The following is a 13,511-nucleotide window of genomic DNA, read 5'->3' as shown; positions in this document are numbered from 1 at the left end:
TCTTACAGTCCCATTCCCAGAATCTTGCCGACGGTGAAGATATCCTTGTCGCCGCGGCCGGAGAGGTTCATCAGGATGATCTCGTCCTTGCCCATCGTCGGTGCGCGTTTGATCACCTCGGCAATCGCATGCGATGGCTCGAGCGCCGGGATGATGCCTTCGAGGCGGGTCAGCATCTGGAAAGCCTCGAGCGCTTCGTGATCCATGATCGGCACATAGTCGACGCGGCCGGTATCGTTCAGCCAGGAATGTTCGGGGCCGATGCCGGGATAATCAAGACCGGCCGAAATCGAATGGCCTTCCTTGATCTGACCGTCGCCGTCCTGCAGCAGGTAGGTGCGGTTGCCGTGCAACACGCCCGGCGAACCGGCGGTGATCGAGGCGCAATGTTCGTCGCCCTGTAGACCCTTGCCGCCGGCTTCGACGCCGACCATCTTGACAGAGGGATCATCCAGGAAAGGATGGAAAATGCCGATGGCGTTCGAGCCGCCGCCAACGGCAGCGATGACGAGATCCGGAAGACGGCCTTCGGCCGCCAGAATCTGCTCCTTCGCTTCGATGCCGATCACCGACTGGAAATCGCGGACCATCTCCGGATAGGGATGCGGCCCGGCTGCCGTTCCGATCAGGTAATAGGTATCCTCGACATTGGTGACCCAGTCGCGAAGCGCCTCGTTCATGGCGTCCTTCAGCGTGCCGCTGCCTGCCGTGACCGGTTTGACTTCCGCGCCGAGCAGCTTCATGCGGAAAACGTTCGGCGCCTGACGCTCGACGTCGGTGGCGCCCATATAGACGACGCAGGGAAGGCCAAAGCGGGCGGCCACGGTCGCGGAGGCGACGCCGTGCTGGCCGGCACCGGTTTCGGCGATGATGCGGGTCTTGCCCATGCGCTTGGCAAGCAGGATCTGGCCGATGCAGTTGTTGATCTTGTGCGAGCCGGTGTGGTTCAGCTCTTCGCGCTTGAAATAGATCTTGGCGCCACCGAGTTCGGCCGTCAGCCGCTCGGCGAAATAGAGCGGGCTCGGGCGGCCGATATAATGCGTGCCGAGATGCTTCAATTCGGCCTGGAATTCCGGATCGATCTTTGCCCTGTTCCATTCGTCCTGCAGGTCGAGGATCAGCGGCATCAGCGTTTCGGCAACGAAACGACCGCCATAAATGCCGAAACGGCCATCTTCATCGGGGCCGGAACGGAAGGAATTCGGTTTAGGCGTCTCGTTCACTCTCAACTCCCTGAGGCCATGACAGGCGCATTCGCCTTTTCGACCGCGTCAAAAAATTCATCGATCTTCGCGACGCTCTTCACGCCAGGTGCAGTTTCGACTCCCGAGGAGACGTCGATACCCGGTGCCTTGGTGACGAAAAGCGCTTCTGCGACATTGTCCTTGTTCAGCCCGCCGGAAAGCATGTAGTCGACGCTGCCGTCAAGCCAGCTGAGAAGGCTCCAATCGAAGGAAATACCGTTACCGCCGGGCAGTTCCGAACCCTTCGGCGCTTTGGCGTCGAAGAGGAAACGGTCGGCGATGCCGATATAGGCCTCGACGCGCTTCAGGTCGTCTGCCGTGCGTACCGAAAAAGCCTTCATCACAGGCAGACCATAGAGCGCCTTTATGGTCAGCACATGTTCGGGGCTCTCATTGCCGTGAAGCTGGAGCATATCCGGCTTCAACAATGATACGATCTCATCGAGTTCGTCATTGGTCGGATCGACGACGACGGCGACGATCTTGGCCTTGCCACGCGCCGGTTCGGCCAGTTTTGCCGCCAGGTCCGGCTCGATGTAGCGTGGGCTCTTTTCGAAGAAGATAAAACCGATATGGGTCGCGCCGCGCTTCAGCGCGCGATCGACAGCCTCAGGCGTCTTCAAGCCACAGATCTTGATATCCGGTCTCATGGCAGCGAAGTGACACGAAATGCGGAAAGAGTCGAGCCAATTTGCGACGGACATTGAATTTAGCGCGGCTCTCAGCTGGAGCGCCGCGCGTCCAACGGACGCTCTAAGGACGCTCTGGCACTTTAAGTCTGCGCATAATCCTTTCCGAAAGATCGATTCCGATTTTCGGGGTTATGCGCTAGTCGAAATCAATGGCATGCAACTGGCTGCCATGCCGCTTGAGCCAGGATTTCGCCTCGTCCATGCCCGGGCAAAGTTTGCCACAGAGCGCCCAGAAGCGCGGACCGTGGTTCATTTCCTTGAGGTGGGCGACCTCATGGGCAGCGAGATAATCGATCACCGAAGGCGGCGCCATGACGATACGCCAGGAAAAGCTCAGATTTCCCTCCGACGAACACGAGCCCCAGCGGCTGCGGGTATCCTTCATCGAGATCGAGCGGATCGGCGCCCGGATCGTTGCGGCATGCATCGTCGCCAATCTTGCTAGGTCGGCACGCGCCTCTTTCTTGAGAAAGGCCGCAATGCGCCGTCCGACATGTTCCGGCATGCCGCTGACGCGCAGCACCGGCCTGCCGTCTATGGAAACCGCCTCCGTCAGCCCGCGCAAGCTGCCGCTATGCTGGATGCGATGGGAAACGCCGCGAAGGAGGATCTCGCCGCCGTCACGCAGGCCGGCATCGGTCGAAAACCTGGCAAGCTTGGTGAGCAGCCACCCCTGATGACGATCGAGGAAGGCATTGACCTCACGCGCCGCAAGGCCTTTCGGAACCGTCATCTTCAAGGCGCGGCCACCCGGTTCGATGCGCAGCGTGATGCGTGTCGCCCGGTCATGCTGCTTGATCGTCAGCGGCATGAGCCGGCCGGCGACGTCGAGCGTCCGCATTTGGGGGGGAGCCGGCTTTCGCGCCTTCGACCTTGTTTTCAGAAGCGAGAACATGTGTGTTTTCTATATGATTCGCCGGCAAATCTAAATGATCGCGAAAGGGCAGTCATGGAAAAACCGGCATCGGGAGATGCCGGTCATCAATTCGTCGTTCAGGCGTTTACGGTGTCTGGTATTCAGCGACCGGGCCGTTGTCGTCGCGCTTGGCGTTTCTGCGGTCGCGCATGAAGCGGTCGAACTCTTCCTGATCCTTGGCGCGGCGGAGTTCGCGCAGATAGGAGTCGAATTCCTCGCGCATTTCGTCAAGCTTGCGGCGCTCTTCCTCGATCCGGTCGAGTTCGGCCTTGCGCCAGTCGTCAAAGGCGACGTTGCCGGTCGAAAAATGCGGGCGGTGACGGCCATGCGGGCGGCGGCAGGAGGCAAAGAAGCCATCGGTCGCCTGGTTGACGTCACGCTTGAAGCCGCGCAGACGGTCGCCGAAGATGATATAGGCAAGCATGGCAAGACCCAGAGGCCAGAAAACCATGAAGCCGAGAATCATCAGGGCAATGGTAGCCGGAGTCCAATCCGGTCGAAGCAATGCTGACTGGTTCATCGTGCGGGTATCCCTCGCTTTCCGCGCCCGGCAGGATACCGAACGCTGAAATCGATGTGGTTACCGCAATAACCGCCTTCAAGACGATTGCCCGCGAAATCGGACAAGGCCTTGAATCCGTTTTGCTAATTCAGCTATCCCTGATTCAGCCTGCCCGGCCACCCTTGATGACACGCGGGAGCGGAGGCTTGACGGCAGAACGGGAATGCTGGCGGACGAAATCGATGATGCGCGGCGCGATCTCGCGGCGGAAACGCGAGCCGTTGAAAACACCATAATGGCCGACATCCGGCTGAAGATAATGCATGCGCATGTCTTCGGGAATGTTCACGCAGATGGTCTGCGCCGCCATTGTCTGGCCGACCCCTGAGATATCGTCATTCTCACCTTCGACGGTCAGCAGCGCCACATTGCGAATTGCCGCGGGATCGACGCGTTTGCCGCGATGCATCAGTTCGCCCTTCGGCAGCGAATGCTTGATGAAGACCTCCTCCACCGTCTGCAGATAGAATTCGGCGGTCAGATCCATGACGGCGAGATATTCGTCGTAGAAATCGCGATGTCTTTCCGGCTCGCCGTCGTTCTTCACGAGATGCATGAAGAATTCCTTGTGCGCAACGAGGTGGCGATCAAGGTTCATCGACATGAAGCCCGAAAGCTGCAGAAACCCTGGATAGACCGGGCGCATGAAGCCCGGCTGCGGCCAGGGCACGTTCATGATGACATTGTCGGAGAACCACTGCAGCGACCGCTCCTGGGCGAGCTTGTTGACCGCTGTCGGGTTGATGCGCGTGTCGATCGGGCCGCCCATCAGCGTCATCGACGCCGGCGAAAGCGGATCCCTGGCTTCCTCCATCACCGCAGCAGCTGCCAGCACCGGAACGGAAGGCTGACAGACGGCGATGACATGCGTGTCGTGACCGAGGAAATGCAGCATCTCGATGACGTAGTCGACATAATCATCGAAATCGAATGTGCCTTCCGTCATCGGTACCATGCGGGCGTCGATCCAGTCGGTGATGTAGATATCGGCGCTCGGCAGCAGTGCCTCGACCGTGCCGCGCAGCAGCGTGGCATAGTGGCCGGACATCGGCGCGACGATCAGAATGCGCGGATCATTGCCGCGGGCAGCTGGAACACGGCGGGCGAAATGCAGGAGATTGCAGAAGGGTCGCGACCAGACGACTTCTTCGCGGACGGAAACCGTCTTTTCACCGATCGTCGTCTGCTTCAGACCGAATTCCGGTTTGCCGTAGCGGCGCGTCGTGCGTTCGAACATTTCGAGGCTTGCAGCCATCGTCCGGCCGAATGGCGTGTGGGAGAAGGGGTTCAGCGGATTGGCATAGGCAAATCGCATGATATCGGCCGCGGCGCGAAACGGCGCCATGGCGGCATGGTTCAATTCATAAAGCTGATAAAACATGGAAGGCGCCACCTTTCTCTATCGAAAAGATGACACCGATTGAGAGGCATCGGACCTTTTCGTAACGCGGGCACGTCGCGCAGCCTAACAGGTTTTTGTTGCACAGCAACATTGGCGAACCAGACATACACAAGAAATGCCGGAGAATTGATCTCCGGCATCACAATCGACCTGAAAACTTAAGTTTCTCAACAGGAAGCGTCGTTAACGATCCGCTACAAAAGTCTGTTTCTGCGTGCCGAGACCTTCGATTTCGAGTTCGACCACGTCGCCGTTCTTGAGATAGCGCGGCGGCTTGAGGCCCATGCCGACGCCCGGAGGCGTACCGGTCGAGATCACGTCGCCGGGATGCAGCGACATGAACTGGCTGAGGTAGGAGACGAGGAAGGCAACCCCGTAAACCATCGTCTTCGATGAGCCGTTCTGCATCTTCTGGCCGTTGACCGTCAGCCACATGCCGAGGTTCTGCGGTTGCGGAATTTCATCCTTGGTTACGAGCCAGGGGCCGATCGGGCCAAAGGTGTCGCAGGATTTGCCCTTGGTCCATTGACCGGACCGCTCGGTCTGGAAAGCGCGCTCGGAAACGTCGTTGGAGACGCAATAACCGGCGACATAATCCAGCGCTTCGGCTTCCGTCACATATTTGGCAATTTTGCCGATGACGACGCCGAGTTCGACTTCCCAATCGGTCTTTTCCGAACCGCGGGGAATGACGACATTGTCGTTCGGCCCGACGATTGCGGATGTTGCTTTCATGAAGATGATCGGCTCGGGCGGCACGGTCGCGCCGGTTTCGGCAGCATGATCCGAATAATTCAAGCCGATGCAGATGAATTTGCCAGTGCCCGCGACGCAGGCGCCAATGCGGCCGGGTGCGATTTCCGGAAGGCTCTTCGGATCGATCGCCGCTATCTTTGCAAGGCCTGCCGGTGTGATCACTTCACCGCCGATATCGGCGACATGACCGGAGAGATCACGGATCTTGCCATCGGCATCGAGAAGTGCGGGTTTTTCACTGCCCGCTTCGCCAACACGCATCAGCTTCATGGAATTCCTCCTCATCGAAAACGGCTTTGCAGCCACCTATGAACGAATTATTCATCGGTGTCATTACGGCTTTACCGCGAAGCGGTACGGCTTTTCGGCGATTCGGATGATTTTCTGCCGAAAATCGCCCGTACCTGTCGGCATTACACTCTAAAAATTTCCGCCAGATCGGGGCCGACAGGAATGATCTTCGTCGGGTTGAGGCTTTCGATCGAATAGTAGCCGCGCTTGATGTGATTGAGGTTCACCGTTTCACCGATGCCCGGCCAATCCAGCATGCGACGGCAGAAGGCGCGCAGATTGGCATAATCGGAAAGCCGGCGCAGATTGCATTTGAAGATGCCGTGATAGGCAACGTCGAAGCGGACCAGCGTTACAAAAAGCCGGATATCGCTCTCGGTGGGATGGTCGGCGAAAAGAAAAAACCGGCCCTCGAACTGCTGCTCGATCCAGTCGAGGCAGGAAAACACATCGGCAAAGGCTTCTTCGTAGGCGATCTGCGTGGTGGCGAAACCGGCACGGTAGACGCCGTTGTTGAGATCAGGATAGATGCGATCGTTGAAAGCATCGATCTCGGCGCGCCTCTCCGCCGGGTAAAGATCGATCGGATTTTTTGCCAGACCGCCGAAGCCGCTGTTCAACATACGCAGAATATCGGCGGATTCATTGTTGACGATGGTCTTTCTCTGCTTGTCCCAGAGAACCGGCACGGTGGCCCGGCCGGTGAAATCGGGTGCTGCCCTGGTATAGATTTCATGCATATAGGTTACGCCGTTGACGTGATCCTCCGTCGCGCCGGGATAATCACCAAAGCGCCAGCCCTGCTTGCTCAGCAGCGGTTCGACAACCGAGACGGAGATGACGTCTGCCAGGCCCTTGAGCTTGCGGCCGATCAGCGTGCGCGAGGCCCAGGGGCAGATATAGGCGACATAGAGATGGTAACGGCCGGCGCTGGCTGCAAAGCCGGCTTCGCCGGTCGGCCCGGCGCTGCCATCCGGGGTCACCCAATTGCGGAAACTCGACGTCTGGCGGACGAAGCCGCCCTTTTCGTCCTTTGCCTGAACGGGCTGCCAGTCTTCCGTCCACTTTCCGTTCACCAGCATGCGCAACTCCCCGATCGATCGACTAAATGGTTCATTACCCTGCTTCGACGCCGGCGTGAGGCCGCGTTTTTGAAGACAGTCTGTACACCCCAACTGCAACGATGCTGCGCTTGCCAAGCCGGTGAAGCAGGAAATATGTCTCTGCTATACAAAATGACGTGGAGTTCGAAATGCATCTCTCGAGGGCCGTGGTGCCGACCGAACATGCAAGCCGCTACCTGCAGCAGCTCTGCAAACACTGGAGCCACAAGTTCAGCGTCGAATTCGATCCTCTGAAGGGCCGGGTGCCGTTCAGCGATACCGCCGAGGTGACCTTTGCGGCCGACGAGGCGACGCTGACCATGACACTTTCCGTCGCCGATCCCTCGCAACGGGAAAGGATGCAGGATGTCATCGACAATCATCTGAAGCGCTTCGCCTTCCGCGAAGAACTCGACATCGTCTGGACGGACTAAGCCCATCGCCAATCCAAACTTTCTGTCCCGAACCGTGGAACAAGCATGACGAAGAGCAATAACCGCGAATCCGACTATCCGATCGATCCGATGTTTCTCGATCGCTGGTCGCCGCGCGCCTTCACCGGCGAAATCATCGAGGAAGCACAGCTGCTCAGCCTGCTCGACGCCGCCCATTGGGCGCCGTCCTCTTCCAACCAGCAGCCCTGGCGCTTCGTCTATGCCCTCAAGGGCTCGGAGCATTGGGAGAAATTCGTCGCGTTGCTCGTCGACGCCAATCAGGAATGGGCAAAAAACGCATCGGCGCTGATTTTCGTCGTGTCGCGTGCCTTCACCGGAGCTGCCGGCTCGGCTGAGGAAAAGCCGAGCTACACCCATTCCTTCGATGCCGGTGCGGCCTGGGGGTACTTGGCGCTGCAGGCGCGCCTTTCCGGTTTTTATGCCCATGGCATGGGCGGCATCAAGCATGAGGAGATCAGGCAGGCTTTCAATATTCCGGAGGGTTACCGCGTCGAAGCTGGCGTTGCGGTCGGTCGTCTGGCCGACAAGAGCGTTCTTTCCGAACGCAATCAGGCGCGCGAATTCCCCAGCCAGCGCAAGCCGCTCTCAGAGGTCGCCTTCAACGGGCGCTTCGTTGCGAATTGAGCCGTAGCCAGGCGAACGAAAGCCCCGCCCTCCACGGACGGCGGGGCTTTACTTTCGACAAATCAGTTAGATATCGAGGTTTGCGACGCTTAGGGCATTGTCCTGGATGAATTCGCGCCGCGGCTCGACTTCGTCCCCCATCAGGCGGGCGAAGAGACCATCGGCGTCGGTGGCGTCGTTGACCCTGACCTGCAGCAGCGAGCGCACGTTCGGATCGAGCGTCGTTTCCCAGAGCTGCTCTGCATTCATCTCGCCAAGGCCCTTGTAGCGCTGCATGGTGAGGCCCTTGCGGCCGCTTGCGAAGATCGCGTCGAGCAGGGCGCGGGGGCCAGAGATTTCGACGTCGCCCTCGCGGCGATGCAGCGACGGCGGCGTCTGATAGATCTCCTTGAGGCGCGCCGTCAACTGGTCGATGTGGCGGGCATCCGAGGAACCGATCAGCGCCATGTCGAGCACGACGATCTCCCTGACGCCGCGGACCATGCGCTCCAGGCGCAGACCGCCATCGGTCGTCACATCGCCCTGCCAGCCGCGCTCTGTTTCCTCGGCGATGATGTCGAGGCGCCCTGCGACTTCGTTTGCCAGCGCCAGCGCTCTCCCCGGATCGCTGGCGAGCTCGGCGTTGAGGGCGCCGGCAATCGCCGCTTGTTCGACGGCGGAACGATTATAGCGCGAATGGAGATTGTCGAGCAGCGCGCGCATGCGCAAAGCATCGAGGATGACCTCGCGCAGATCCTGGCCGGCGCGAACTTCACCGCTACCGAGCCTCAGCGACGCATCTTCCAGACCCTGGCTGATGAGATATTCTTCGAGCGCCTTCTCATCCTTCAGATACTGCACCGACTTGCCGCGCGAGACCTTATAGAGCGGCGGCTGGGCGATATAGAGATGACCGCGCTCGATCAGTTGCGGCATCTGGCGGAAGAAGAAGGTGAGCAGCAGGGTGCGAATATGGGCGCCGTCGACATCGGCGTCCGTCATGATGATGATCTTGTGGTAGCGCAGCTTTTCGACGTTGAACTCGTCCTTGCCGATCCCGGTGCCGAGCGCGGTGATCAATGTGCCGATTTCCTGACTCGACAGCATCTTGTCGAAACGGGCGCGTTCGACGTTCAGGATCTTGCCGCGCAGCGGCAGGATCGCCTGGTTCTCGCGCGAGCGGCCCTGCTTGGCCGAGCCGCCGGCAGAATCGCCCTCGACGAGGAAGACTTCGGATTTTGTCGGATCACGCTCGGAGCAGTCGGCGAGCTTGCCCGGCAGCGAAGCGATATCGAGTGCGCCCTTGCGGCGGGTCAACTCGCGGGCCTTGCGGGCCGCTTCGCGTGCGGCGGCGGCCTCGACGACCTTGCCGACGAGGATTTTGGCTTCGCTCGGATGTTCTTCGAACCAGGTGTTCAGCGCCTCGTTGACGAGACTTTCAACGACAGGACGGACTTCCGAGGAGACGAGCTTATCCTTGGTCTGCGAGGAGAATTTCGGATCCGGCACCTTGACCGACAGAACCGCGGTCAGGCCTTCGCGGCAATCTTCGCCCTGCAGCGTTACCTTTTCCCTTTTGGTGATGCCGGAACTGTCGGCGTAGGAAACGACCTGGCGCGTCAGCGCCGCGCGGAAGCCGGCCATATGCGTGCCGCCGTCGCGCTGGGGGATGTTGTTGGTGAAGCAGAGCACGTTCTCATGATAGCTGTCATTCCACCACATCGCGACTTCGACGGTGATGCCGTCCTTTTCGCCGTGGATGGCAACCGGCTTGTCGACGAGCGACTTCTTGGCGCGGTCCAGATAAGCGACGAAAGCCTCGAGGCCACCGTCATAACGCAGTTCTTCCTGCTTGATATCGGAGTGGCGCTTGTCGGTCAGCAGGATGCGGACGCCTGAATTCAGGAAGGCGAGCTCGCGAAGGCGATGCTCCAGCGTGCCGTAGTCGAACTCGGTCATGGTGAAGGTGTCGGTGCTCGGCATGAAGCTCACTTCCGTGCCGGTCTCATTCGGCGCGTCGCCCGTGACCTTCAGCGGAGCATCGGCCACGCCATGGGTGAAGCTCATTTCATGGATCTTGTCGTGACGGCGGATCTTCAGCTTCAACCAGACGGACAGCGCGTTGACGACGGAGACACCGACGCCGTGCAGGCCGCCCGAAACCTTGTAAGAATTCTGATCGAACTTACCGCCGGCATGAAGCTGAGTCATGATGACTTCGGCCGCCGACACGCCTTCGCCGGTGTGAATGTCCGTCGGGATGCCGCGTCCATTGTCGGTGACGGTCACCGAGCCATCCGGATTGAGGGTAACGGTGACGATGTCGGCATGGCCGGCAAGCGCTTCGTCGATCGCGTTGTCGACGACTTCATAGACCATGTGATGCAGGCCGGAGCCATCGTCGGTATCGCCGATATACATGCCGGGGCGTTTGCGCACGGCATCGAGGCCCTTCAGAACCTTGATGGAATCTGCGCCATATTCGGTGCTTACGCCGTTTTCCGTCGCGGATGTATCGCTCATTCTGTCGAGATTTTCCCTGTTGTCGTAAAGCTGCGGCGCGCCTTGCGAATCACCGGCTTTCTTCACTCTCGTATATAGGTTTTTTGAACCCACTTCCCAATGGCAACCCCCCAAAACAAGGCATAAAACAGGGGATTACGACGCTTTTCCGTCGCCTTTGCCGCTATTTTCGAGAAGAGCCGATAGCCGGCCTATCTCGGCGCTGTCAAGGCTGCGGATTCGGCGCGCCAACCGGTTGGCAAATTCGGTATATTCGGGGGGCAGGCCGGAGGTGTCGATCACGACGCGCGGGTCCGAAGAACGGGCGAGCAGGAATAGTTCCTCGGCCTCATCCCAGATGATGTTGAAATAACCGGCGATGCGCTGCAGCAGATCGAATGTCGGCAGCCCACGCTTTCCATGTTCGAGCGCCGAGAGATAGGCAGGAGAGACATTCAGGGCTTCCGCCATCTCCTTCTGCGAGACGCCCTTGCGCGCTCTCAGCCTGCGAACCGCCTCTCCGAAGGGTGTCATGGTCTTTCCCCATGCCGCCGCGACAGGCGAATGTAGAGCGCTCCCTCACCGCCATGATGCTGTGCGGCCGGCTCATAGGAGGAGATCAGGTAGCGGAATTCCGGCTTGGAAAACCAGAGAGGCACGGCCCGCTTCAGCGCGCCCTCGCTGCCCATTGAGCTGCCCTTGCCCGTAATGACCAGCACATGTCGCATGCCGCGCTCATGGGCGCGGATCAGGAAATCGAGAAGGATGGCATGGGCCTCACTCTGCACCAGCCCGTGCAGGTCGATCCGCGCTTCGAGCGCCAGCCGGCCCTTGGCGATTTTACGCTTGACCGGTTTTTCCAGCGGATGATGTACCCGGGCCGATGGCTTGGCCGTCGACGGTGCTGGCGGCTGCAGCGGTGTTGGCGTGGCGGGCGTCTGCTTTTCTTGTTCCCGTTCGGCCGCCGCTTCGGCTTCGGCAAGAAAGGCATCGAGTTCGGTCAACGCCCCCGCCTTGCCGGGCATCGGCCGCGTGCTGCGGGCGACCTTTCCCCAGAGGATCCTCTCATCCGCGCTCAGCTTGCGATCCCTGGCCATCAGTCGAATCTTCCGGCGGCGGCATTGGGAATGAGAATGGCGAAATCGGCGTCGTTGCGGACGGTGCCGGCACGTTCCCCGGCCATGTCCCCCGAGCCGGTGAAGATATCACCCCGCGCCGGCCCGACGATCGCCGAGCCGGTATCGAGCGCCAGCATCAGCCGGCGGAACGGCCGGCCTTGGTCGAGATGGGTGAGGCTTTCGGCGCGAATGAAAAAGGGAAAGCCGAAGGTATGGATCATTCGGTCGACAGCAAGCGCGCGCCCGGCGAGAAGCGGCACCTTGGCGGCCGCGATCGGACCTGCCTGCGGATCGGCCACCGGCGCATCACGGAAGAAAACATAAGAGTGGTTATGCCATAACACTTCGTCGACGCGCTCGGGATTGCGCGCCAGCCAGGCACGGATCGCCTGCATCGAAATCTCCGCCCGATCGATCTCGCCGCGCTCGATCAGCAGCTTGCCGATCGCCGAGAAGGGATGGCCGGCTTTCGCCGCATAGGTGATGCGGCCGATACGACCATCCTCATAACGCAAGCGGGCGGCACCTTGCACATGCACGAAGAAGACATCGACCTTCGACTTCGCCCAGGCGATTTCGAGGCCACGGCCTTCGAGAAACCCCTGATCGATGGCGCGGCGGTCCGGATAAGCAGTGACGTGGCCCTCATGCAGACGGCCGAAAGCGTAGGCCTTGTCGAGCTCGGCGGGGCGATTGGCATCGTCGAGATCGATCAGATCGTCCGGACGCCGATAGAAAGGAAAACGGAAAATTTCGTCCGGCCGCTCCGACACGTCGATATCGGGTTCGTAGAAAGCGGTGACGAAGCCGGAATTGCCGTCCTTGCGGCGGATCAGAAAGGGCCGACAATGCGTCTCGAAAAAACTTCGCGCCGACGCCGGAGATGACGGCGTGAAATCTTCGGCGGCAGCGAGAAGCGGAAGCAGGTCTTCCGAACTCAGGCCCAGCGATCCGGTGCGGTATGGTTTGACATCGGTGATCTGCCGTCGGCAGCTTCGCATGACTTCAAAAAGGCCGGAGGGATCGTCATCCTTCCAGCCTTCCAGAGTGTCGAAGCTTATGGCCTGCAGGACGAAGTCCAATGCGTGGTCACTCATGTTCCGATTCGGTCGCCACGAGTTTCCAGTTCGGATCGCGCGAGCGGGTGTCGCGGGCAAAAGTCCAGAGGTCGTTGACCTCGGCGACGTTTTCGGCGTCGCCTTCAATCAGCACATCCGTCTTGTCGTAGGTGGCCGATATCAGCTGGCTGACGATGCGCACGGTGATCTGCGCTTCGCTGCCCTTCGTCTCCGCATGGGTGATTTCGGCCTTATCGATGCCGACGAAGGTGGACTTCACCTTCTCGCCCCGGGCATCGCGCTCGCCAATCGCCGCATCGAAGCCGTCATAGACTTCGCGCGACAGCAAGTTCTTCAGCGTTTTCCGGTCGCCATCGGCATAGGCCATGACGATCATCTCGTAAGCCATGCGGGCGCCGTTCAGAAACTCCTTCGGGCTGAAGGCGGGATCAGCCTTGTTCAGCGCGCGTAGCGATTCGTTAAGCGGCGTTCCGGGTGCGGCGATAGCATCGATGGCAGCGAAGCGATCCTCATCCTCCGTCGTCGCATCGCGACGCGGCAGCGTCACGACCTTGCCGGCATCGGCGGCTTCGGCCGGAGCCGCATCCCGCGGCGTATAGAGATCGCGCGGCGGCTTCTCATTTCCTGTGCGGCGTCCGAGCACGGAGCGGAGCTGAAAGAAAATCAGCACAGCCGCCACCAGGAAAAACAATGTGATGAAGTCGTTCGAACTCATATCGTATCGCAGCCGCCGTTAACATCTCTGATTTGTACTCCCATATAGTCTGCCTATACAGATGATTCAAATG

At 59.9% G+C, this 13,511-nt stretch carries 14 protein-coding genes; 2 read left to right on the top strand and 12 right to left on the bottom strand.

The window, feature by feature from the left end; all coding sequences use genetic code 11:
* Positions 1-2: 2 nt before the first annotated feature.
* The 7 genes from trpB to N2A41_RS22300 form a co-directional block, all read right to left on the bottom strand.
* Positions 3-1,223 carry a tryptophan synthase subunit beta gene (gene trpB / locus N2A41_RS22330; protein ID WP_260109745.1) on the bottom strand — a complete coding sequence of 407 codons (1,221 nt, stop codon included), beginning with the start codon at positions 1,221-1,223 and terminating at the stop codon, positions 3-5.
* Positions 1,224-1,225: 2 nt separating this feature from the next.
* Positions 1,226-1,894 (bottom strand): phosphoribosylanthranilate isomerase, encoded by a 669-nt coding sequence (locus N2A41_RS22325; RefSeq protein ID WP_170279911.1) that lies wholly within the window; start codon positions 1,892-1,894, stop codon positions 1,226-1,228.
* Positions 1,895-2,072: 178 nt separating this feature from the next.
* Positions 2,073-2,831 (bottom strand): M48 family metallopeptidase, encoded by a 759-nt coding sequence (locus tag N2A41_RS22320; protein WP_260109744.1) that lies wholly within the window; start codon positions 2,829-2,831, stop codon positions 2,073-2,075.
* A gap of 106 nt (positions 2,832-2,937) precedes the next feature.
* Positions 2,938-3,372, bottom strand: coding sequence for a DUF2852 domain-containing protein (locus tag N2A41_RS22315; RefSeq protein ID WP_017965993.1), 435 nt, complete (start codon positions 3,370-3,372; stop codon positions 2,938-2,940).
* A gap of 145 nt (positions 3,373-3,517) precedes the next feature.
* On the bottom strand, positions 3,518-4,795 hold the full coding sequence (locus N2A41_RS22310) for a polyhydroxyalkanoate depolymerase (protein WP_260109743.1): 1,278 nt from the start codon (positions 4,793-4,795) through the stop codon (positions 3,518-3,520).
* A 204-nt stretch (positions 4,796-4,999) separates the two neighbouring features.
* Entirely contained in the window at positions 5,000-5,842 is an 843-nt protein-coding gene (locus tag N2A41_RS22305) for a fumarylacetoacetate hydrolase family protein (protein ID WP_260109742.1), read from the bottom strand.
* 143 nt (positions 5,843-5,985) lie between these two features.
* Entirely contained in the window at positions 5,986-6,945 is a 960-nt protein-coding gene (locus N2A41_RS22300; RefSeq protein ID WP_260109741.1) for a glutathione S-transferase family protein, read from the bottom strand.
* 170 nt (positions 6,946-7,115) lie between these two features.
* On the opposite strand from N2A41_RS22300, the gene N2A41_RS22295 reads away from it, so the two are divergent.
* Both N2A41_RS22295 and N2A41_RS22290 read left to right on the top strand, forming a co-directional pair.
* A complete protein-coding gene (locus N2A41_RS22295) occupies positions 7,116-7,400 on the top strand; it encodes a DUF2218 domain-containing protein (protein WP_170279916.1) in 285 nt (94 codons plus the stop codon).
* Between the two features lie 45 nt (positions 7,401-7,445).
* Positions 7,446-8,045 carry a nitroreductase family protein gene (locus N2A41_RS22290; RefSeq protein ID WP_017965998.1) on the top strand — a complete coding sequence of 200 codons (600 nt, stop codon included), beginning with the start codon at positions 7,446-7,448 and terminating at the stop codon, positions 8,043-8,045.
* Between the two features lie 66 nt (positions 8,046-8,111).
* Here the strand turns inward: N2A41_RS22290 and gyrB are convergent, their stop codons facing one another.
* From gyrB to N2A41_RS22265, 5 genes are all read right to left on the bottom strand, one after another.
* Positions 8,112-10,547 carry a DNA topoisomerase (ATP-hydrolyzing) subunit B gene (gene gyrB / locus N2A41_RS22285; RefSeq protein ID WP_026154339.1) on the bottom strand — a complete coding sequence of 812 codons (2,436 nt, stop codon included), beginning with the start codon at positions 10,545-10,547 and terminating at the stop codon, positions 8,112-8,114.
* Between the two features lie 135 nt (positions 10,548-10,682).
* A complete protein-coding gene (locus N2A41_RS22280) occupies positions 10,683-11,060 on the bottom strand; it encodes a helix-turn-helix domain-containing protein (protein ID WP_017966000.1) in 378 nt (125 codons plus the stop codon).
* Entirely contained in the window at positions 11,057-11,623 is a 567-nt protein-coding gene (locus N2A41_RS22275) for a Smr/MutS family protein (protein ID WP_017966001.1), read from the bottom strand. Before N2A41_RS22275 ends, N2A41_RS22280 begins: the two co-directional genes overlap by 4 nt.
* Positions 11,623-12,741, bottom strand: a complete 1,119-nt coding sequence (gene mltA / locus N2A41_RS22270; protein ID WP_260109740.1) for a murein transglycosylase A — start codon at positions 12,739-12,741, stop codon at positions 11,623-11,625. Before mltA ends, N2A41_RS22275 begins: the two co-directional genes overlap by 1 nt.
* A complete protein-coding gene (locus tag N2A41_RS22265; protein ID WP_017966003.1) occupies positions 12,734-13,438 on the bottom strand; it encodes a Tim44/TimA family putative adaptor protein in 705 nt (234 codons plus the stop codon). The genes mltA and N2A41_RS22265 overlap by 8 nt, the downstream gene beginning before the upstream one ends.
* Positions 13,439-13,511: the final 73 nt, after the last annotated feature.

Origin of the sequence: Rhizobium sp. SRDI969, from assembly GCF_025152725.1 — a bacterium.
Taxonomy (GTDB): Bacteria; Pseudomonadota; Alphaproteobacteria; order Rhizobiales; family Rhizobiaceae; genus Rhizobium; species Rhizobium leguminosarum_I.
Note: the sequence above shows the minus strand (reverse complement) of the source record. Positions and strands in the feature narration are given on the sequence as shown.